Origin of the sequence: Vibrio sp. 11986-1-5 (assembly GCF_963878025.1) — a bacterium.
Lineage (GTDB): Bacteria > Pseudomonadota > Gammaproteobacteria > Enterobacterales > Vibrionaceae > Vibrio > Vibrio injensis.
On record NZ_CAWNVW010000005.1, the window covers coordinates 24,178 to 43,164 of the forward strand.

An 18,987-nucleotide genomic window follows, 5' to 3' on the forward strand; every position below is an offset into this window, starting at 1 on the left:
CTTTTTAACTTAAGCGGCCTGAACCACTTTTGTTTCATTCGATGCGATAAACGCACGTTGTTCGACAAGAGTCGGTGCAGACGCGATTTTTTTTGCAACCAATGCAGTAGTAAAACCACTACGGCGGCGCATTGCACTACGGTTAGTGTGCGAAAACCTGACAGCTGTTGGGCGCATTAACTTACCTAACGGTCAGGCATATCCATTGCCAATGGTATAGCCTAAATAATTATGAGTTAATTTTTATCCAATTATGGCTAAAAAGTGGCTCATTCTGGCAGTGCCAATCCAAATAACTATTTAGGAATGACGATATGTTTGCATATCAATAATAGATTAGCACCAACTCAACCATTGATCGATAGTTAACCAACATTTTTGCTAACAAAAAATCAACTTACACGTGTAAGCTTAATGTGCGATACTCAAAAAACAAATACACTCATCGGTAAAAAGAGCATGGCCACACACACTTATCCTTATAAAGAAGAGATCGCCAACACCATCAGTCACGCGATTGGCCTATTGATGGGAATTATTGGTTTGATTTTGCTGATCAATAAAGCTCTCGCTTATGAGGCTGATCCACTCACTATTACCAGTATGGCGCTGTATGGCAGTAGCATGATAGTGCTGTTTCTTGCCTCGACCTTGTACCATGCGGTTTCTGATCAAAAAATCAAACAAGGCTTGAAAGTATTTGACCACTGCGCGATTTATCTGTTGATCGCTGGCAGCTATACGCCTTTTTTATTGGTCAGCTTACGTACGCCTTTAGCGATAGGCTTAATGGTGATCATTTGGTCGATTGCTGTGGTAGGAATCATCATGAAGGTCGCGTTTATGCAGCGCTTTAAACGCTTTTCATTGTTTAGTTATTTAAGTATGGGCTGGTTATCGTTGATCGTGATTTATCAACTAACCGCTAATTTACCTTTCGGGGGCTTATTGCTATTGGCATTAGGCGGGTTGATTTATTCATTGGGCGTTATTTTTTATGTTGCTAAGCGCATCCCTTATCATCATGCGATTTGGCATGTGTTTGTTTTGGTCGGCTGCGCTTGCCACTTTTTAGCGATTTATTTTTATGTGCCAGCATCATAAAAACACAGCGAAGGATAGACTCAACCCTCTACCGTCGCCAAAAAGCCGGAAAAAATAGCACTAAAATCGTCAATATTTCCAATCGCCCCATCAGCATACCAATACTGAGCAGCCACTTCGCCGCATCGGGTAACGGGGCAAAATTGCCACTTGGGCCAATCACATTGCCCATGCCTGGACCCACATTCGCAACGGCCGTGATCGCTCCAGAAATACTGGTTACGGTATCCAACCCCATGGCCGATAAAGCACCAGCAAGCAAGATAATGGTAATGAAAAATGCCAAACCAAAGGCGACAACGGAACGCACAATATCTTCGTTAACTGGTCGCTGATTATAGCGCTGCACAAACACACCCGACGGATGAACCAGTTTCAACATTTGTTTATTGAGCAAAGCAAAACCGATTTGAAAACGAAAGACTTTGATCCCACCGGAGGTGGATCCCGAGCATGCCCCTGACACCATCAAAAAAGCAAACAACGTTGCAGGCAAGGCCCCCCATGCGGTGAAGTCATCCAGTCCAAACCCTGTGGTAGTCACCACCGAGACAATATTGAACATCGCCACACGCAGTGCATCTAATAACGAGTAACCATTATGTATGGTTAGCCACAGTGCAATCACCAAACTGGTAATGATGAATAATAGGAAAAAACCGCGAACTTGAGCGTCTTGAATGATGGTTTGTAGGCTGCGTTTACGCAGAGCGGCAATAAATAATAGGAAAGGTAAACCACCCAAAAACATAAACAAAATCGCCACCCAATGAGCGCCATAGGAAAAATGGTTCATTGAGCCATCAGAGGTTGAATAACCTCCGGTGGATAAGGTGGTAAACGCATGGTTAACCGCATCAAACCATCCCATGCCCGTCAATAAGTAACCGAGGATACACAGGCCAGTTAATACCAAGTAAACCCCGACAATATTTTTTGCTACCGTTTTAGCGCGCGGACTACTTTTATCAGACCAATCCGATGATTCAGTCTGGAACAGACGCATCCCACCAACGTTCAACATCGGCAACACCGCCACCGCCATAACGATAAACCCAACGCCGCCTAGCCATTGTAAAATGGAGCGCCAGAGTAGAATGCTCGGAGCCATGGAATCCAAGCCACTGAGCACAGTAGAGCCTGTGGTGGTCAAACCGGACATGGTTTCAAAATAAGCATCGGTAAAACTGATGTGGTTGATGAACACAAACGGTAATGCCGCAAAGGCACTGGCAATCGTCCAAACCAAGCTGGTGATCAAAAACATATCCCGGACATTAAGACGAAATACGGCTGTGCGACCTACACTCAAGCAAACAAATGCCACAAGATGGGTGATCACTAACGCTTGCGCAAAATCGATAAACCCTTCAGTGCCAGTAAAAAAGGCCACCAATGTCGGGACATACATAAATAGCGCTAGCTTTGACAGCACCAGCCCTACCACGAATAAAATCGGGCGTATATTCAACATAACGCCAATTACCTATAACTATAAGAAGAAAGGGCTTGGCTGGAATAAGCTTTCCACGTCAGGCACGTATTTTTTATCGACTAAGAACATGACGACGTGATCATCTTGCTCAATTACGGTGCGATCATGAGCGATCAGCACCTCTTCACCACGGACAATCGCTCCAATGGTCGTTCCCGGTGGCAAGCGTATTTCTCCCACAGTGCGTCCAACCACTTTAGAGGTGGTTTCATCACCGTGAGCAATCGCTTCAATCGCTTCCGCGGCACCGCGTCGTAAAGATGAAACGTTAACAATGTCGGCACGACGCACATGGGTCAATAACGCCGAGATGGTCGCTTGTTGAGGAGAGATGGCCACATCAATCACCCCACCTTGCACTAAATCAACGTAAGCGCCACGCTGAATCAACACCATGACTTTTTTCGCGCCCATACGTTTTGCTAGCATGGCGGACATAATATTGGTTTCATCTTCGTTGGTCAGAGCAATAAATACATCCACTTGATCGATGTTTTCTTCCGACAATAGCTCTTGGTCCGCTGCATCACCACAAAATACAATGGTGTTTTCGAGCTCTTCCGACAACTGCTCCGCCCGTTGATAATTACGCTCGATAAGTTTCACGCTATAGGTATGCTCTAAACGTTTGGCTAAGCTCGCGCCGATATTACCGCCGCCAACGATCATGATCCGTCGATAAGGCTTTTCTAACCGTTGTAGCTCACTCATGACGGCACGAATGTGATTGCTTGCCGCGACGAAAAAGACCTCATCGTCAGCTTCAATGATCGTCGTACCTTGCGGTCGAATCGGTCTACCTTGTCGAAAAATCGCCGCCACGCGCGTATCGATATGCGGCATATGCTCACGTAATGCCGATAATGCATTGCCCACTAACGGGCCGCCATAATAGGCTTTTACCGCCACTAAGCTGACTTTTTCTTCGGCAAAACTCACCACCTGCAATGCCCCCGGATACTGAACCAAACGCTCAATATAACTGGTTACCAGCTCTTCTGGAGCAATCAAATGGTCAACGGGCACCGCGCCCGATTGAAACAGTGCCTCTTTCTCCAACAAGTACTCAGGTGAACGAATGCGCGCCACTCGATTTGGGGTATTAAACAAAGTGAACGCCACTTGGCAAGCAGCCATATTGGTTTCATCAGTATTGGTCACGGCCACTAACATGTCAGCATCTTGTGCACCCGCTTCACGTAGCACACTCGGATGACTAGCATGACCATTGATGACTCGTAGATCGTATTTATCTTGTAGCTCACGCAGCCGTTCAGGATTACGATCAACAACGGTAATATCATTATTTTCGCCGACCAAGTTTTCTGCTAGCGTGCCACCGACCTGCCCAGCACCAAGAATGATGATTTTCATACCTTACTCTCTTGTCTTCACGTAATCCAACGGATGTACCTTGCGCTCTGATTACCTTGAGCCTTCACTAAAAACAGTCTTCTGTGATCAGGCTTGTTTGCGTAAAACGGCGTAGTAGAAGCCATCCATATCTTGCTCACCCGGCAAAATTTGTCTCCCCGGCTGCTCGGGATCAGAGTCGATCAGCTGTGCCTTAGACGTGCGCGCCAAAAAGGCTTTGATTTGCTCGCTGTTTTCTTGCGGAGTAATCGAGCACGTTGCGTAGACTAAAGTGCCACCGACTTTGAGTTGCTTCCACATCGCATCGAGAATTTCACTCTGTAGCTCAGCCAAAGCCTCAATATCACTGGCGCGACGTAGCCATTTTATATCAGGATGACGACGAATCACTCCCGTGGCTGAACATGGCGCATCCAGCAAAATACGATCAAACTGCTCACCTTGCCACCACTCTTCGGGGTAACGCGCATCGCCGCAAATCACATCTGCGCGCAGTTGTAGACGCTCTAAATTATCGTAGACTCGCTCCAAACGTGTCGCATCGCTGTCAATCGCCACCACTTCAGTATCTTGGGTATGCTCTAAAATATGCGCGGTTTTACCACCAGGTGCCGCGCAGCAATCTAAAATCAGCTCACCATCTTGCGGTTGTAAGTAATCCACCGCCAACTGAGCAGCGGCATCTTGTACTGATACCCAGCCACGCTCAAAACCGGGCAATAGCGTCACATCACAAGGAGTTGCCAATTTAATCGCATCTGCCGCCTGTGGATGTACAGTATATTCGATCTGCTCATTATCAAGCAGCGCAAGGTATGCTTCACGACTATGATGCTGGCGATTAACCCGTAGCCACATCGGAGCTTTACTGTTGTTGGCTTCAATGATCGCTTGCCATTGTTGAGGATAAGCCTCTTGCAGTAGTTTCAATAACCAACTTGGATGGGCATATAATCCTGCATTATGGCTAACCGCAAAAGCATCAAGGGCTTCTTGATCGCGCAAGTAGCTACGCAATACGGCATTAATCAGACCGCTTAAACTTGGGCCACGCAAGGTTTTGGTGCCTTCTACCGTTTCCGCCACCGCGGCATGCGAAGGAATACGCATAAAGCTCAACTGATACAAACCGACTAAGATCAGATGATGAAAGACGCGTTTTTTACCTTTTAATGGATTATCCATTAACTGGCCGGCTATCGACTCTAAACGAGGCAAATAACGTAATGCTCCGTAGCAAATCTCTTGTAATAAAGCATGATCGCGGGGACGGATGGTTTTTTGCGCCGCAGGCAAAGCGTGTGACAGAGAGTGGCCTTTATCTACCACTTGGAATAAAACATTGGCCGCAGCTGCGCGAACATTCATGAGTAATACCACATTAAAAAGAAAATCAATTAGGGCATCTCTGCCCTCGTAAAGGTTTAGCTAAGTTGGGTACCCACCGTAAACCAACTGGCACGAGCATTAAGAATATCTTGTACTGGCATGGCTTTTTTACCTGGCACTTGGATCTGCTCTAGTACTAACACACCACGGCCTGTCGCCACATAAATACCCGATTTATCTGCTTGAATAATAGTACCGGGCGCATGAGTAGACTCGCGCTCATCGACACGGCTTTGCCACACTTTAATCGTGTTATCAGCGACATCAAAATGGCTGATTGGCCAAGGGTTAAAGGCTCGCACGCAGCGCTCAATGAACGTTGCCTCTTGGGTCCAATCGATTTTCGCTTCTTCTTTACTCAGCTTTTGGGCGTAATTTGCCAAAGCATCGTCTTGCTTTTCTGGGCTAAGTTGGCCTAAAGCTAACTTATCAAGGCAAGCAACCAAGGCCTGCGGGCCAAGCTCAGCCAATTTGTCATACATTGAGGCGCTGGTGTCACTGGCTAATATTGGCAAGCGAACAATACTCAGCATATCACCGGTATCAAGACCAACGTCCATCTGCATGATGGTCACGCCCGTTTCACTGTCACCGGCCCAAATCGAGCGCTGAATTGGCGCTGCACCACGCCAGCGAGGTAAAATTGAGCCATGGACATTAATACAACCCCATTTAGGGATATCGAGCACAGCTTTCGGTAATAACAAACCGTAAGCCACCACCACCATCACATCGGCATTAAGATCGGCTAAGGTTTGTTTGGCTTCATCACTTTTGAAATTCTCAGGCTGATACACAGGAATGGAGTGCTCAAGCGCCATCTGTTTAACTGGGCTGGCAGTGAGTTTTTTACCGCGCCCGGCTGGTCGATCGGGCTGAGTATACACCGCGATAACCTCATGCTCCGAAGACAACAACGCCGCCAAGTGACGGGCGGCGAAGTCCGGAGTTCCTGCAAACACAATACGTAATGATTGGTTCACGCTGACCTCTCTTGTATTAAGCGCGTTTCTCGTTGAAACGCTTAATCTTTTCTAACTTCTCTTTGATACGCTTACGCTTTAATGGCGATAGGTAATCGACAAATAGCTTACCTTCTAAGTGATCCAACTCATGCTGAACACAGATAGCCAATAGTTCATCAGCCTCAAAGGTATATTCTTCGCCATCGCGATTAAGCGCTTTTACGGTCACTTCAGCAGCACGAGGCACTAAAGCTCGCGAACCCGGTACCGATAAACAACCTTCTTCGATACCATCTTCACCACGCTTTTCAATAATTTGCGGGTTAATCAACACCATAGGTTGATCTCGGCTATCCGAGACATCAATCACTACGATACGTTGATGAATATCGACTTGAGTCGCTGCAAGCCCGATGCCCTCTTCGTCGTACATGGTTTCTAACATGTCATCAACGATTTTTTGGATCTCAGGCGTGACCTTTTCAACCGGCTTGGCAACGGTGCGAAGACGATCATCAGGGAATGTTAATACTTGTAATACAGACATATACACTCGAAAAATTGAACTGTGCCGAAACAGCTTAATGCTGGTTGGGTCAATTCTAGACATTTTATGACCTAAATGACAGCATCCTGCCATATTTCTCACAAACCTTTTTCTCATTCATCCAGCAAGGAAGTCAGATGATGGCCGTATTAATGACTCGACATCGCTCTCTGTGGTTATTGTTCAGATCGCTCGGTTTCGTTGTTCTCAGTTTATCCATCAATACGTTAGCTTATGCATCCCCCTTAACCATTAAAGACTCTGCACCACGAACTTATACCGTGGTCAAAGGCGACACACTGTGGGATATTTCTGCACTGTATTTAGACAGTCCGTGGCTCTGGCCACGCCTGTGGCAAGCAAACCCTGAGATCAAAAATCCACATTTAATTTACCCTGGCGATCAACTGACGTTAATCTGGCGCGGCGGTCAACCGGCTCTAACTCTCAAGCCGATGATCAAACTCAGCCCACAGGCTCGGATACTCGAAAAGTCCCCCGTCACCACCATCAAAGAACAATTACTATTGCCTTATTTACAGGTTGATAGACTGATTCCCTCCCAAGAGTTGAACGACCAGTTACGCATTCTTGGATCGAATCAAGGCAAACAATACCTGAGTCAACAAGATACGCTATACCTTGAAGGTCAACATGAGGCGCAACATTGGGGTATCTATCGAGCGATGAATGAGTTTCATCACGCTGATCACTCGATGTGGGCTCTACGGCGCTTGGCAACTGCACATCGAGTTAGCAGTACGGACTCAATCACAGCCTTAACCATTGACGAAATGAACCAAGAGATCCGAACCAACGATATCGCTTTGCCAGAAATCAATCTAGCGTCGTTACTAAGCACGACTTTTTCCCCTCACCCAGCACCACATGATGCACGCCCTAGATTACTCGGCACGTTGGAAGGCAGTCAATATGCAGCAAAACACCATGTGGTGGTCATCGACCATGGACAGCAAGAAGGTCTAGAGCAAGGCAGTATGTTTGAACTTTATCAAGTCGGCCGAACGGTTTACCAAAAAGGAGGGCAATATAGCGATATAGCACAGCGTGCTAGCAAAGCAATTACGTTACCAGCGAAAAAAATCGGTACTCTCATGGTCATTCGTCCTTATCCAACCATGAGTCTAGCGCTGATCACCAGTAGCCAAGCTGCGATTGATAATCAGACATTGCTCCTGTCTCCCGAAGTATCGGATACCGCAACATCGACATTCAGTTCACTTCTCCAATAGAGCCATGATGCCAACCGACCAACGCGATTTAGCCATGTGGCTCGCGCTCTGTTTTACGCCTAAGTTAAGCCAAAAAAACTTAAGCCGATTACTGAGTCGTGATGGACTGACCAACCTTGCTGGTTACAGTGCCGAACAATGGCTAGCCTTGGGATTAACCGCTCAACAAGTGGATTATCTGCTTAACCAAAGTAAGAAGGACGTTGAACAGTGTTTAATCTGGCAGCAACAAGCCACACAGCGTCATATCATCCCTCTCTATGATGAGGTCAATTATCCTCCCTTATTGCGTGAAATTCCCTCGCCCCCCAAAGTATTGTTTGTTGAAGGGCAACGACACTGGTTAAAACAACCTCAAATCGCCATTGTTGGCAGCCGCAATGCGACGATTGATAATCAACACATCGCCCAACAATTTGCTGGTGAATTAGTCGCACACGATGTCGTGATCACCAGTGGACTGGCTTTAGGTATTGATGGTTATGCGCATGATGGAGCCCTGAAAGCGGGGGGCGCAACCTTAGCCGTATTAGGCTCAGGGCTTGATTATCTTTATCCTGCCCGACATAAGACTCTTGCTGAGCGGATCAAAGCCAATGGAGCATTAATCTCCGAATTTCGCCCGAATACGCCACCGCGCGCCGAGCATTTTCCTCGGCGTAATCGCATTATCAGTGGCTTATCACTTGGGGTGTTGATCGTAGAGGCGGCTGAAAAAAGTGGCTCATTAATCACCGCCCGCTATGCAATAGAGCAAGGGCGAGACGTTTTTGTGATTCCCGGTCCAATCACCAGCGCCAATAGCCAAGGCAGTAATCAACTGATCCGTCAAGGAGCCTGCCTCGTACAAAATGTTAAAGATATTTTGGCAGAAGTAGAAAACGTGCTCAATTGGTGCAAAGATTCATCCTCGACTACACAAGGTGAACTTTTTTCTTGCCCAAATGATGAAGAACAATTGCCATTTCCCGAGCTGTTAGCTAACGTAGGAGTAGAAGCGACACCAGTTGATATTTTGGCACAACGGACCCATATCCCCGTGCAAGAAGTCATGATGCAGCTACTAGAGTTAGAGCTTTTAGGCCATGTTGTTGCCGTTTCCGGTGGCTATATTCGTAAGGGGAGAGGCAAGCTATGATGATGGATATTTTGATGTATCTATTTGAGACGTATATCCATAGCGATGCTGAATTGCAAGTGGATCAAGACGAACTCGAAGATGAATTGTTAAGAGCAGGCTTTCATCAACCAGACATATACAAGGCACTACATTGGCTCGAAGAGCTGGCGGCGTTGCAACAAACCGATACTCACTCCGCCATTGCCAGCAGTGCAACCACGTCAATGCGAATATTCACTGGCCAAGAAATGGAACGTTTGGATATTGAAGCGCGTGGATTCTTATTGTTTTTAGAACAAATCAAAGTATTAACCTCTGATACTAGAGAAATGGTTATTGATCGAGTCATGGGCTTAGAAACCAATGAATTCGAACTCGATGACTTGAAATGGATTATCTTAATGGTGCTGTTTAATGTTCCAGGCAATGAAAATGCCTATACCATGATGGAAGAGCTGCTATACAGCAAAGAACAAGGTATTTTGCATTAGACAGCTATGAGTAACTCTATAGATCCTGCGCTGTTTTCGGCTCATGAACAGGCACTCAGCCATCAACCATGCCCTAAGTGCGGCGGAGCGTTGCAGCTTCGTCGTGCTAAGCTTGGTCCATTTTTAGGCTGTGAGCACTACCCCGACTGTGACTATATTAAACCCTTACATCACAACGATGGACAAATTGTCAAACAACTCGGAGTCGCTTGCCCTGAATGTCAACATGAACTGGTGCTACGCCAAGGTCGCTACGGCATGTTTATCGGTTGTAGTCACTACCCAATCTGTCACCATATCGAGTCACCAACCGCGACAACACCGAACGAAAACCATACGACGAACCTAGTTTGTCCTGAATGTCATCAAGGCCATCTAGTGGAGCGTCAATCACGCTTTGGTAAAACCTTTTATGCTTGTGATGCCTTCCCAAAATGCAAATTTGCCGTCAATCAGCCGCCACTAGCAGGACAATGCCAAGTTTGTGGATTCCCATTACTGGTAGAGAAAAAATTTGCCAGCGGCACTAAACACTTATGCGCGAATCGTAAATGCGCCCAGGTTCAATCCGCCGACTAACTTACTGCATCATATTCAAGTTACTTCTCCACACGCTGAATAAATTCACTTAACCACTCTTCAACCGCATCTTCAGGGACAGGATGGTGCTGAATATCAATGGTTAAGCAATCTACAATCGGTGTTGCGCCAATGTCTTCCAATAAATCATCAGCGTGTTTTCCCGCCGCACAAAAGGTGTCATAACTTGAATCACCAATCGCAACCACCGCGTAAGATAACAGCTGAGTATTCGGTGGCGTTTGCTGCAGATCATGAATAAAAGGCTGAATATTATCAGGATAATCCCCAGCACCGTGGGTTGAGGTCACAATCAGCCATGTGCCTTGTGCTGGAATATCCGCCAACACGGGCTGGTTATGAATCTGAGTATCCAACCCCGCTTGCTGCAGTACGTCACTAATGTGGTCGCCTACATACTCAGCCCCACCCAAGGTACTTCCGGTAATAATATGAATCATGTGCATTACTCGATTAACGAATATAAAAAGAGGTTGTTTGCCTTAAGATGGTCTGAATTAGGACGAATACCCCTACAGTTCATAATGGCAGACAACAACTGACTAATCTATTTACCGATACAAAACGAAGAAAAAATACGACCAAGGAGATCATCAGAACTGAACTCGCCGGTGATCTCATTTAAGTGCTGCTGAGCAATGCGTAACTCTTCGGCAAGAATCTCACCAGCCATGTAACCTTCCAGTTGCTGCTGGCCAATCGCTAAGTGTTCAGCAGCACGCTCTAACGCATCAAGATGGCGACGACGAGCCATAAAACCACCTTCTTGATTACCGGTAAAGCCCATGCACTGTTTCAAATGCGTGCGTAGCGCTTCGACACCTTGACCTGTTTTGGCCGAAAGACGGATCAAGGTTGGTTGGCTTGTCTGACATACACCAAGAGTTTCACCGGTCTGATCGACTTTATTACGGATCACTGTCATACCCATATGATCCGGTAAACGGTCGACAAAATCAGGCCAAATCTCTTTCGGATCGGTTGCCTCAGTCGTTGTGCCATCAACCATAAATAAAACGCGATCGGCTTGTTTAATTTCTTCCCACGCGCGTTCAATACCAATTTTTTCCACTTCGTCCGATGCTTCACGTAAACCGGCAGTATCAATAATATGCAGCGGCATACCATCAATATGAATGTGTTCACGCAATACATCACGCGTGGTACCAGCAATATCGGTGACAATTGCCGAGTCTTTACCTGATAACGCATTTAACAGACTCGATTTACCGGCATTAGGACGCCCAGCTATCACCACTTTCATCCCTTCACGCATAATCGCGCCTTGGTTGGCTTCTTGGCGAACCGCGGCCAGATTATCAATGATGGCTTGTAAATCGGCAGAAACTTTACCATCCGCCAGAAAATCAATTTCTTCTTCCGGGAAATCGATCGCTGCTTCGACGTAAATGCGTAAATGAATCAACGACTCGACTAGAGTATTAATGCGTTTAGAAAACTGTCCTTGCAGCGATTGAAGAGCGGATTTTGCCGCCTGCTCTGAACTGGCGTCAATTAAGTCCGCTATCGCTTCGGCTTGAGTTAAATCTAACTTATCGTTTAAAAACGCGCGCTCGGAAAACTCTCCAGGGCGTGCTGGACGAAGACCTGGAATCGCTAAGATACACTTGATCAACATGTCCATCACCACAGGTCCGCCATGACCTTGTAGTTCTAGTACATCTTCACCAGTAAAGGAGTGGGGGTTTGGAAAATACAGCGCGATGCCTTGGTCTAGTTCAGTACCATCAGTATCCTTGAAAGACAGATACTGCGCATAACGAGGCTTAAGGTCCATCCCAGTTACTTGTTTGGCCACAAAAGCGGCTTGTGGGCCAGAAACACGAATGATGCCAACGCCGCCTCGCCCAGGAGCGGTAGCTTGCGCGACAATGGTATCGGTGGTCATACTATTACCTACTTAACGATCGATGAGTGATTATTGTAATCAGCGGCGAACAAAAAGGCGACCAAAAGGTCGCCTTCATTCACGAGATTTAGCCTTACTTAGAATGCAAACCGCGCTTCTCAAGTGAACGGTAAATCAACGTTTGTTGAATTAACGTTACGATGTTCGATACCAACCAGTAAAGCACTAAGCCTGATGGGAAGAACAGGAAGAAGAAGGTAAACATCACCGGCATGAAGGTCATGATCTTCTGCTGCATAGGGTCAGTAATGGTGTTCGGACTCATTTTCTGAATCAGGAACATACTGGCACCCATCAAGAGTGGCAAGATGTAGTATGGGTCTTGCGCCGATAAGTCATGAATCCAACCAAAGAACGGTGAATGACGTAATTCAACCGATTCCATCAGTGCCCAGTAAAGCGCAATGAAGATTGGCATCTGTAACAAGATAGGCAGACAGCCACCCAGAGGGTTCACTTTCTCTTTCTTGTACAATTCCATCATTTCTTGACTCATGCGCTGGCGATCATCACCAATACGCTCACGCATAGCTTGCAACTTAGGCTGCAGCATACGCATTTTAGCCATCGAAGTGTATTGCGCTTTGGTCAGTGGGTACATGGCGCCACGGACGATAAAGGTCAAACAGATGATCGCGACACCCCAGTTGCCGACAAAGCTCTGAATAAATGACAGCAAAGTATGCAGCGGTTTAGCAATAAACCATAACCAACCATAGTCGACCACCAAATCTAGATTCGGAGCGGTAGCGGCCATTTCATTTTGCAATTTAGGGCCAACCCATAAGGTCGCGGTAAACTGAGTCGCATCACCATCAGCAATAGTTTTGTTCGGCATGCGAACCCCAATATCACCAACGTTACCAATCACGCGAGAATACAGATTAGTACCAGGTTCATTGCGAGGGATCCATGCGCTAGCAAAGTAATGCTGGATCATCGCTGCCCATCCCTGACCATTGGGTAAAGGAAGTGACAAGTTACGATCTTGCATATCTTTGAAGCTAAATTTTTTATAACGCGTATCTTCGGTAGAGTAAGCGCCACCACGATAAGTAGGCATCGCTAAACTGCCGCCTGAATCAAGCAAGGTTTGGCGTAAATGCGCATACATGCCCAGTGTCGCGTTATTACCAGAACGGTTGATCACATCAAAAGTAACATCAATTGCATAATCACCGCGTTTGACAATAAAGGTTTTCACGTACTCAATGCCATTCGCTTGATAGGTCATCGGAATACGCAGTTCCTGCTCACCATCCGCCAAAACAAAATGATCACTATCAACGTGATAAACCGGACGATGATTACTACTCAAATCGATACCTTGCGGACCAATCAAACCACTTTGAGCGATAAACAAGTGATTCGGGTCATTTCTTAGCAAAGTAAATGGGGTTGATGAATTAAGTTCATCAGCGTACTGATTGAGCTGAGCATGAATAATATCCCCACCAACGGTATCAATTGACAGAGTCAAAACATCCGTGGTGACCGTCACGGTTTGTGCAGCAGCACGATGTTGCTCAGGAGCAGGATCAAATTCATCTGCAAATGAAGGTGCTGGGGCCGTGGTGCTGGTTTGAGCCTGCTCAATCACTTGTGGGGCTGGGTTCTTTGCTGCTTGCCATTGCTGGAAAAGTAAAAAAGAAACAAGCGCCAAAGCAATTAACAGGATATTACGTTGAGAATCCATCGTTATTTGTCTCTGTCTGGTTTTTTGACTGGTGGAATGGGGTCATATCCCCCTTCGTTCAAAGGGTGGCATTTTAATAGACGTTTGCCAGATAACCAACACCCTTTTATAAAACCGTGAGCTCTCAATGCTTCTATCGCATAATTTGAGCAAGTCGGCGTAAACCGGCAACGAGGGCCGATGAGCGGACTGATGATCCATTGGTAAAGTTTAACTAAACCAATAGTCAACCACGTGAAGGGCGAGATAGGCGATGCCATAACTTGTCGAATAAAGTAAACAGTTCTTCATTGCTTAAATCTTGCGCGGTTTTCTTCGCGATCACAACAAAATCTTTGTTAGCAAGTTTATGTTGATGGAGACGAAAACTTTCACGAGCAATGCGTTTAAAGCGATTACGACCCACAGCCGTTTTAATTTGCTTCTTTGGGACAGCTAATCCTAAACGAGGATGAGAAAGGTTATTATCGCGAGCAATGATGGTAAAGTGAGGAGAGCCAGCACGATGCGCTTGCTGGAAGACTTTTTGATAATGCTCGGGAGTTAACAGACGTAACTCCCGATTGAACGCGTACGTATTCAAAATAATTCAGTGATTATTTTGACAGGCGCTTACGGCCTTTTGCACGACGTGCATTGATTACTTTACGACCGTTCGCAGTCGCCATGCGTGCACGGAAGCCGTGAGTACGCTTGCGCTTTAGAACTGAAGGTTGAAAAGTGCGTTTAGACATTATTATTACCTTTACTGATCAGTAGTGTTAGGTTCTTAAGTTAACCCGGCGTGGGATATGTGTCTTCGTAAAGACGCCGACGCCTCTCAACAAAGAGGCGGAATTGTAATCACAGTCACAAAAAGTGTCAATGACTTGGGGTGGCGAAGTGTTACTCATTTTTCAATAAGTCCTTTACCTCCCCATTCTTTCCGGTCGGGCGATTATACGGAGTATCGATGAAATCTCAAGGATCCTCGGTAGATCTTCACGCTTTTTTACTCAATCTACTTTTTCTCCATACTCTTAATTTACGGATCCCACTGCATCTGATGCACATCTTATACCGAGTTAGCCATAGCTTATTGGCGATTAATACAAAGTAAGATAGTAAAAATCGCTATTGGGGATAACTTAACAAGATCTTAGTATATGTGGATCATAATGGGGGTAATTACCCCGATCCCTGTGAGGATCCTCGTAAATACCCCCAGAAGCTTGTGTATAACTTCGATCTTATTCAAGAGTTTATCGATCAATCACTGGCGATCTAAGTTATCAACAGGTAGAATCACCTTCTTTATCAGCCATTAATTTTAGAGTGAGGGAACCGTGTCATCTTCGCTTTGGTTGCAGTGTTTGCAACAGCTTCAAGAAGAGCTACCAGCCACAGAATTCAGCATGTGGGTTCGTCCGTTACAAGCGGAGCTCAATGACAATACTCTCACTTTGTTCGCCCCAAACCGCTTTGTTCTCGATTGGGTACGTGATAAATACATAAATAACATCAACCGGTTGCTTAGAGAGCATTGTGGTCACAATGCGCCGAGTTTACGCTTTGAAGTCGGTAGCCGACGAGTAACAGCCTCGGTGCCAGTCGCTGCCACGCCAGTGAGAACCGCGGCAGATGTCGCGGCTGAATCCTCAGCACCAGCGCAATTAGCTCAGCGCAGACCAGTAAATAAAACATGGGACGACGATTCTGCCGCTAGCGATATTAATCATCGCTCTAACGTAAACCCTAAACATAAGTTTAATAATTTTGTTGAAGGTAAGTCGAACCAACTCGGCCTTGCTGCCGCGCGTCAAGTGGCCGATAACCCAGGTGCAGCTTATAACCCATTGTTTTTATATGGGGGAACTGGCTTGGGTAAAACTCACCTACTGCACGCGGTGGGCAATGCGATTGTCGATAACAAACCCAATGCGAAAGTGGTCTACATGCACTCTGAGCGTTTTGTGCAAGATATGGTTAAAGCACTACAAAATAACGCGATTGAAGAATTTAAACGTTACTATCGTAGCGTCGATGCTTTATTGATCGATGACATTCAATTTTTTGCCAACAAAGAACGTTCACAAGAAGAGTTTTTCCATACCTTCAACGCATTACTTGAAGGTAATCAACAGATCATTTTAACATCGGATCGTTATCCTAAAGAGATCAATGGGGTAGAAGATCGCCTGAAATCTCGTTTTGGCTGGGGATTAACCGTTGCGATTGAGCCTCCGGAATTAGAAACTCGCGTAGCCATATTAATGACCAAAGCGGAAGATCATCAAATTCATCTTCCTGATGAAGTCGCGTTCTTTATTGCCAAACGCTTACGTTCTAATGTTCGTGAATTGGAAGGGGCACTTAACCGAGTGATCGCCAATGCCAATTTTACCGGTCGACCGATCACCATTGATTTTGTCCGTGAAGCGTTGCGCGATCTGCTCGCTTTACAAGAGAAACTGGTCACTATTGATAACATTCAAAAGACCGTCGCTGAATACTACAAAATCAAAGTCGCTGATTTGTTATCTAAGCGTCGCTCTCGCTCTGTGGCTCGTCCTCGCCAACTGGCGATGGCACTGTCGAAGGAACTGACCAACCATAGCCTACCAGAAATCGGCGATGCGTTCGGTGGTAGAGATCATACGACGGTCCTGCATGCTTGCCGAAAAATCGAACAATTGCGTGAAGAAAGTCACGACATAAAAGAAGATTATTCCAATTTAATTCGTACCCTTTCTTCATAAGTTTTTGCGCTATATTGAAGGCTCACTTGGTACCGTTTTATTCCATATCGTTAGGTTAAGATCTCACTATGAAATTTACCATTGAACGTAGTCACTTTATTAAACCCCTGCAACAGGTCTCCGGTACATTAGGTGGGCGAGCAACATTACCCATTTTAAGTAATTTATTATTAAAAATTGAGAATGACCAACTCTCGATCACCGCAACCGACTTAGAAGTAGAGTTAATCAGTCGAGTGACGTTGGAAGGCGATTTTGAAGCCGGTAGTATTACCGTTCCAGCGCGTAAGTTTTTGGATATCTGCCGTGGTTTACCAGACAGTGCGGTGATTACCGTACTACTTGAAGGGGACCGCATTTCGATTCGCTCTGGTCGTAGCCGTTTTTCTTTAGCCACCTTACCAGCCAATGATTTCCCAAACATTGAAGACTGGCAGAGCGATATCGATATTACTGTCACCCAAGCTGAATTGCGTGGGCTGATTGAGAAGACTCAGTTTTCTATGGCCAACCAAGACGTACGTTATTATCTCAATGGTATGCTGTTTGAAATCGATGGGACAACCTTACGTGCCGTAGCGACAGATGGTCACCGTATGGCTGTCGCTCAAACAACCATCACTCAGGCGTTGGCAAACAAACAAATCATCGTTCCTCGTAAGGGTATTTTAGAGCTCGTAAAATTGCTTGATGCGCCAGAACAACCCGTTGTGTTGCAAATTGGTGCCTCCAACCTCCGTGCTGAAGTCAATAATTTTGTCTTCACATCGAAGCTCGTTGATGGCCGTTTTCCAGATTATCGCCGAGTTTTACCACAAAATACCAATAAAATATTGCTCACCGGCTGTGATGAATTACGTCAAGCTTTCTCACGTGCGGCTATCTTATCCAATGAAAAATTTCGTGGTGTGCGCGTGAATCTTGCTCAAGGTACGATGCGCATTACCGCTAATAACCCAGAGCAAGAAGAAGCAGAAGAGATGCTCGATGTGAACTTTAGCGGTGAAGCGATAGAAATTGGTTTTAACGTCAGTTATGTGATTGATGTGCTCAATACCTTACGCTGTGACCAGGTTCGCATCTCAATGTCAGATGCCAATGCCAGTGCGCTCATCGAAAACGTTGAGGACGACAGTGCTATGTACGTGGTCATGCCTATCCGTCTTTAATTGACCGATAAAGAGCATATCATGCCATTGACTCGCTTAGTCGTTCAGCAATTTCGTAACATTAAAGCCTGTGATATAACCCTGTCATCAGGCTTTAACTTTCTCATTGGGCCCAATGGCAGCGGTAAAACCAGTGTACTAGAAGCTATCTATTTATTGGGCCATGGTCGCTCATTTAAGAGCTCATTAACTGGAAGAGTGATTCAAAATGAGTGCTCAGAGCTATTTGTTCATGGCCGTTTTTTGAACTCGGATCAATTTGAGCTACCGATTGGCATTAATAAGCAGCGAGATGGCTCTACAGAGGTTAAAATAGGCGGTCAATCAGGACAGAAGTTAGCTCAACTGGCGCAGGTCTTACCATTACAGTTAATTCATCCGGAAGGATTTGAACTGTTAACCGATGGACCGAAACAACGTCGAGCCTTTATTGATTGGGGAGTTTTTCATTCTCAACCGGCTTTTTTTGATGCTTGGGGGCGATTTAAACGCTTAAATAAACAACGCAACGCATTACTTAAAACCGCCAAAAGCTATCGTGAGATCAGCTACTGGGATCAAGAGTTAGCTCAACTTGCCGAGCAGATAGATCAGTGGCGTCAGATCTATGTTGAACAAATGAAAAAAGTGGCTGAAGCATTGTGTCAAAGCTTCTTACCCGAATTTTCGATAAGCTTAACCTATTATCGAGGTTGGGATAAACAAACGCCTTATAAAGAGATATTACAAAACAACTTTGTCCGTGACCAATTGTTAGGTTACACCTTCAGTGGTCCAAACAAAGCGGATTTGAAAATAAAAGTTAATGGGACACCTGTAGAAGATGTTCTATCTCGCGGCCAGCTTAAGTTGATGGTTTGCGCCCTGCGCGTAGCACAAGGTCAACATTTAACCGAGCTGACCGGGAAGCAATGCATTTATCTGATTGATGATTTTGCTTCCGAACTCGATAGCCAACGTCGTCAGCGTCTTGCAGACTGCTTAAAAACGACGGGGGCTCAAGTTTTTGTAAGTTCTATTACTGAAAGTCAAGTCACCGACATGATCGAGCCGAATAGCAAGATGTTTCATGTCGAACATGGCACAATAGAGCAAGGATAACTACTGAGAGAGTCA

General features: G+C 45.8%; 21 protein-coding genes. 9 read left to right on the forward strand and 12 right to left on the reverse strand.

Annotated elements, in window-relative coordinates:
• Nucleotides 1–9: 9 nt before the first annotated feature.
• Nucleotides 10–177, reverse strand: coding sequence for a hypothetical protein (locus AACS00_RS01995; RefSeq protein WP_110168332.1), 168 nt, complete (start codon nucleotides 175–177; stop codon nucleotides 10–12).
• 282 nt (nucleotides 178–459) lie between these two features.
• Here AACS00_RS01995 and trhA point away from each other — a divergent pair, with 282 nt between their 5' ends.
• Nucleotides 460–1,104, forward strand: coding sequence for a PAQR family membrane homeostasis protein TrhA (gene trhA, locus AACS00_RS02000; protein WP_072670244.1), 645 nt, complete (start codon nucleotides 460–462; stop codon nucleotides 1,102–1,104).
• A gap of 28 nt (nucleotides 1,105–1,132) precedes the next feature.
• On the opposite strand, the gene AACS00_RS02005 is transcribed toward trhA, so the two are convergent.
• The 5 genes from AACS00_RS02005 to def all read right to left on the reverse strand — a co-directional run bounded on the left by AACS00_RS02005 (nucleotide 1,133) and on the right by def (nucleotide 6,874).
• Nucleotides 1,133–2,578 (reverse strand): TrkH family potassium uptake protein, encoded by a 1,446-nt coding sequence (locus AACS00_RS02005; RefSeq protein WP_110168333.1) that lies wholly within the window; start codon nucleotides 2,576–2,578, stop codon nucleotides 1,133–1,135.
• An 18-nt stretch (nucleotides 2,579–2,596) separates the two neighbouring features.
• Nucleotides 2,597–3,973 carry a Trk system potassium transporter TrkA gene (trkA, locus tag AACS00_RS02010; protein ID WP_004397573.1) on the reverse strand — a complete coding sequence of 459 codons (1,377 nt, stop codon included), beginning with the start codon at nucleotides 3,971–3,973 and terminating at the stop codon, nucleotides 2,597–2,599.
• A gap of 87 nt (nucleotides 3,974–4,060) precedes the next feature.
• Nucleotides 4,061–5,341 carry a 16S rRNA (cytosine(967)-C(5))-methyltransferase RsmB gene (gene rsmB / locus AACS00_RS02015; protein ID WP_110168334.1) on the reverse strand — a complete coding sequence of 427 codons (1,281 nt, stop codon included), beginning with the start codon at nucleotides 5,339–5,341 and terminating at the stop codon, nucleotides 4,061–4,063.
• A 56-nt stretch (nucleotides 5,342–5,397) separates the two neighbouring features.
• On the reverse strand, nucleotides 5,398–6,345 hold the full coding sequence (gene fmt / locus AACS00_RS02020) for a methionyl-tRNA formyltransferase (protein ID WP_110168335.1): 948 nt from the start codon (nucleotides 6,343–6,345) through the stop codon (nucleotides 5,398–5,400).
• A 16-nt stretch (nucleotides 6,346–6,361) separates the two neighbouring features.
• The gene (gene def / locus AACS00_RS02025; RefSeq protein WP_219968446.1) at nucleotides 6,362–6,874 is read right to left on the reverse strand and encodes a peptide deformylase; all 513 of its coding nucleotides are present in this window, start codon (nucleotides 6,872–6,874) and stop codon (nucleotides 6,362–6,364) included.
• A 137-nt stretch (nucleotides 6,875–7,011) separates the two neighbouring features.
• Between def and AACS00_RS02030 the strand changes: the two genes are divergently transcribed.
• From AACS00_RS02030 to AACS00_RS02045, 4 genes are read left to right on the forward strand one after another with little or no spacing between them, the layout of a single operon-like run.
• The gene (locus AACS00_RS02030; protein WP_258306895.1) at nucleotides 7,012–8,127 is read left to right on the forward strand and encodes a LysM peptidoglycan-binding domain-containing protein; all 1,116 of its coding nucleotides are present in this window, start codon (nucleotides 7,012–7,014) and stop codon (nucleotides 8,125–8,127) included.
• Nucleotides 8,128–8,131: 4 nt separating this feature from the next.
• Nucleotides 8,132–9,265, forward strand: coding sequence for a DNA-processing protein DprA (gene dprA, locus AACS00_RS02035; RefSeq protein WP_181397648.1), 1,134 nt, complete (start codon nucleotides 8,132–8,134; stop codon nucleotides 9,263–9,265).
• Nucleotides 9,262–9,738 (forward strand): DUF494 family protein, encoded by a 477-nt coding sequence (locus tag AACS00_RS02040; protein ID WP_072670250.1) that lies wholly within the window; start codon nucleotides 9,262–9,264, stop codon nucleotides 9,736–9,738. Before dprA ends, AACS00_RS02040 begins: the two co-directional genes overlap by 4 nt.
• 6 nt (nucleotides 9,739–9,744) lie before the next feature.
• Nucleotides 9,745–10,317: a DNA topoisomerase family protein gene (locus tag AACS00_RS02045; RefSeq protein WP_110168337.1), complete on the forward strand. Its 573-nt coding sequence runs from the start codon at nucleotides 9,745–9,747 to the stop codon at nucleotides 10,315–10,317.
• A 20-nt stretch (nucleotides 10,318–10,337) separates the two neighbouring features.
• On the opposite strand, the gene mioC is transcribed toward AACS00_RS02045, so the two are convergent.
• The 6 genes from mioC to rpmH all read right to left on the reverse strand — a co-directional run bounded on the left by mioC (nucleotide 10,338) and on the right by rpmH (nucleotide 14,698).
• Nucleotides 10,338–10,778 carry an FMN-binding protein MioC gene (gene mioC / locus AACS00_RS02050; RefSeq protein WP_110168338.1) on the reverse strand — a complete coding sequence of 147 codons (441 nt, stop codon included), beginning with the start codon at nucleotides 10,776–10,778 and terminating at the stop codon, nucleotides 10,338–10,340.
• A gap of 107 nt (nucleotides 10,779–10,885) precedes the next feature.
• The gene (mnmE, locus tag AACS00_RS02055) at nucleotides 10,886–12,247 is read right to left on the reverse strand and encodes a tRNA uridine-5-carboxymethylaminomethyl(34) synthesis GTPase MnmE (RefSeq protein WP_110168339.1); all 1,362 of its coding nucleotides are present in this window, start codon (nucleotides 12,245–12,247) and stop codon (nucleotides 10,886–10,888) included.
• Nucleotides 12,248–12,341: 94 nt separating this feature from the next.
• Nucleotides 12,342–13,964, reverse strand: coding sequence for a membrane protein insertase YidC (yidC, locus tag AACS00_RS02060; RefSeq protein WP_072670254.1), 1,623 nt, complete (start codon nucleotides 13,962–13,964; stop codon nucleotides 12,342–12,344).
• A 2-nt stretch (nucleotides 13,965–13,966) separates the two neighbouring features.
• Nucleotides 13,967–14,224, reverse strand: a complete 258-nt coding sequence (gene yidD, locus AACS00_RS02065; protein WP_072670255.1) for a membrane protein insertion efficiency factor YidD — start codon at nucleotides 14,222–14,224, stop codon at nucleotides 13,967–13,969.
• On the reverse strand, nucleotides 14,191–14,514 hold the full coding sequence (gene rnpA, locus AACS00_RS02070; protein ID WP_233268204.1) for a ribonuclease P protein component: 324 nt from the start codon (nucleotides 14,512–14,514) through the stop codon (nucleotides 14,191–14,193). Before rnpA ends, yidD begins: the two co-directional genes overlap by 34 nt.
• A gap of 46 nt (nucleotides 14,515–14,560) precedes the next feature.
• Nucleotides 14,561–14,698, reverse strand: a complete 138-nt coding sequence (gene rpmH, locus AACS00_RS02075; RefSeq protein ID WP_072670256.1) for a 50S ribosomal protein L34 — start codon at nucleotides 14,696–14,698, stop codon at nucleotides 14,561–14,563.
• Between the two features lie 218 nt (nucleotides 14,699–14,916).
• Between rpmH and AACS00_RS02080 the strand changes: the two genes are divergently transcribed.
• From AACS00_RS02080 to recF, 4 genes are all read left to right on the forward strand, one after another.
• Nucleotides 14,917–15,063, forward strand: coding sequence for a hypothetical protein (locus AACS00_RS02080; RefSeq protein WP_167363657.1), 147 nt, complete (start codon nucleotides 14,917–14,919; stop codon nucleotides 15,061–15,063).
• 226 nt (nucleotides 15,064–15,289) lie between these two features.
• Nucleotides 15,290–16,702: a chromosomal replication initiator protein DnaA gene (dnaA, locus tag AACS00_RS02085; RefSeq protein ID WP_072670257.1), complete on the forward strand. Its 1,413-nt coding sequence runs from the start codon at nucleotides 15,290–15,292 to the stop codon at nucleotides 16,700–16,702.
• A 68-nt stretch (nucleotides 16,703–16,770) separates the two neighbouring features.
• Complete coding sequence (gene dnaN / locus AACS00_RS02090; protein WP_110168340.1) at nucleotides 16,771–17,871, forward strand: DNA polymerase III subunit beta; 1,101 nt, start codon at nucleotides 16,771–16,773, stop codon at nucleotides 17,869–17,871.
• Nucleotides 17,872–17,892: 21 nt separating this feature from the next.
• On the forward strand, nucleotides 17,893–18,972 hold the full coding sequence (recF, locus tag AACS00_RS02095; RefSeq protein WP_110168341.1) for a DNA replication/repair protein RecF: 1,080 nt from the start codon (nucleotides 17,893–17,895) through the stop codon (nucleotides 18,970–18,972).
• Nucleotides 18,973–18,987: the final 15 nt, after the last annotated feature.

Excerpts from the sequence above, each read along its gene's own strand:
- AACS00_RS02030 (WP_258306895.1), top strand. The coding sequence starts at position 7,012 with ATGATGGCCGTATTAATGACTCGACATCGCTCTCTGTGGTTATTGTTC.
- AACS00_RS02040 (WP_072670250.1), top strand. The coding sequence starts at position 9,262 with ATGATGATGGATATTTTGATGTATCTATTTGAGACGTATATCCATAGC.
- AACS00_RS02080 (WP_167363657.1), top strand. The coding sequence starts at position 14,917 with ATGAAATCTCAAGGATCCTCGGTAGATCTTCACGCTTTTTTACTCAAT.
- mioC (WP_110168338.1), bottom strand. The coding sequence starts at position 10,778 with ATGATTCATATTATTACCGGAAGTACCTTGGGTGGGGCTGAGTATGTA.
- yidC (WP_072670254.1), bottom strand. The coding sequence starts at position 13,964 with ATGGATTCTCAACGTAATATCCTGTTAATTGCTTTGGCGCTTGTTTCT.
- def (WP_219968446.1), bottom strand. The coding sequence starts at position 6,874 with ATGTCTGTATTACAAGTATTAACATTCCCTGATGATCGTCTTCGCACC.
- rpmH (WP_072670256.1), bottom strand. The coding sequence starts at position 14,698 with ATGTCTAAACGCACTTTTCAACCTTCAGTTCTAAAGCGCAAGCGTACT.
- dprA (WP_181397648.1), top strand. The coding sequence starts at position 8,132 with ATGATGCCAACCGACCAACGCGATTTAGCCATGTGGCTCGCGCTCTGT.
- trkA (WP_004397573.1), bottom strand. The coding sequence starts at position 3,973 with ATGAAAATCATCATTCTTGGTGCTGGGCAGGTCGGTGGCACGCTAGCA.
- AACS00_RS02005 (WP_110168333.1), bottom strand. The coding sequence starts at position 2,578 with ATGTTGAATATACGCCCGATTTTATTCGTGGTAGGGCTGGTGCTGTCA.
- AACS00_RS02045 (WP_110168337.1), top strand. The coding sequence starts at position 9,745 with ATGAGTAACTCTATAGATCCTGCGCTGTTTTCGGCTCATGAACAGGCA.
- yidD (WP_072670255.1), bottom strand. The coding sequence starts at position 14,224 with ATGGCATCGCCTATCTCGCCCTTCACGTGGTTGACTATTGGTTTAGTT.
- dnaN (WP_110168340.1), top strand. The coding sequence starts at position 16,771 with ATGAAATTTACCATTGAACGTAGTCACTTTATTAAACCCCTGCAACAG.
- AACS00_RS01995 (WP_110168332.1), bottom strand. The coding sequence starts at position 177 with ATGCGCCCAACAGCTGTCAGGTTTTCGCACACTAACCGTAGTGCAATG.
- mnmE (WP_110168339.1), bottom strand. The coding sequence starts at position 12,247 with ATGACCACCGATACCATTGTCGCGCAAGCTACCGCTCCTGGGCGAGGC.
- trhA (WP_072670244.1), top strand. The coding sequence starts at position 460 with ATGGCCACACACACTTATCCTTATAAAGAAGAGATCGCCAACACCATC.
- rsmB (WP_110168334.1), bottom strand. The coding sequence starts at position 5,341 with ATGAATGTTCGCGCAGCTGCGGCCAATGTTTTATTCCAAGTGGTAGAT.
- recF (WP_110168341.1), top strand. The coding sequence starts at position 17,893 with ATGCCATTGACTCGCTTAGTCGTTCAGCAATTTCGTAACATTAAAGCC.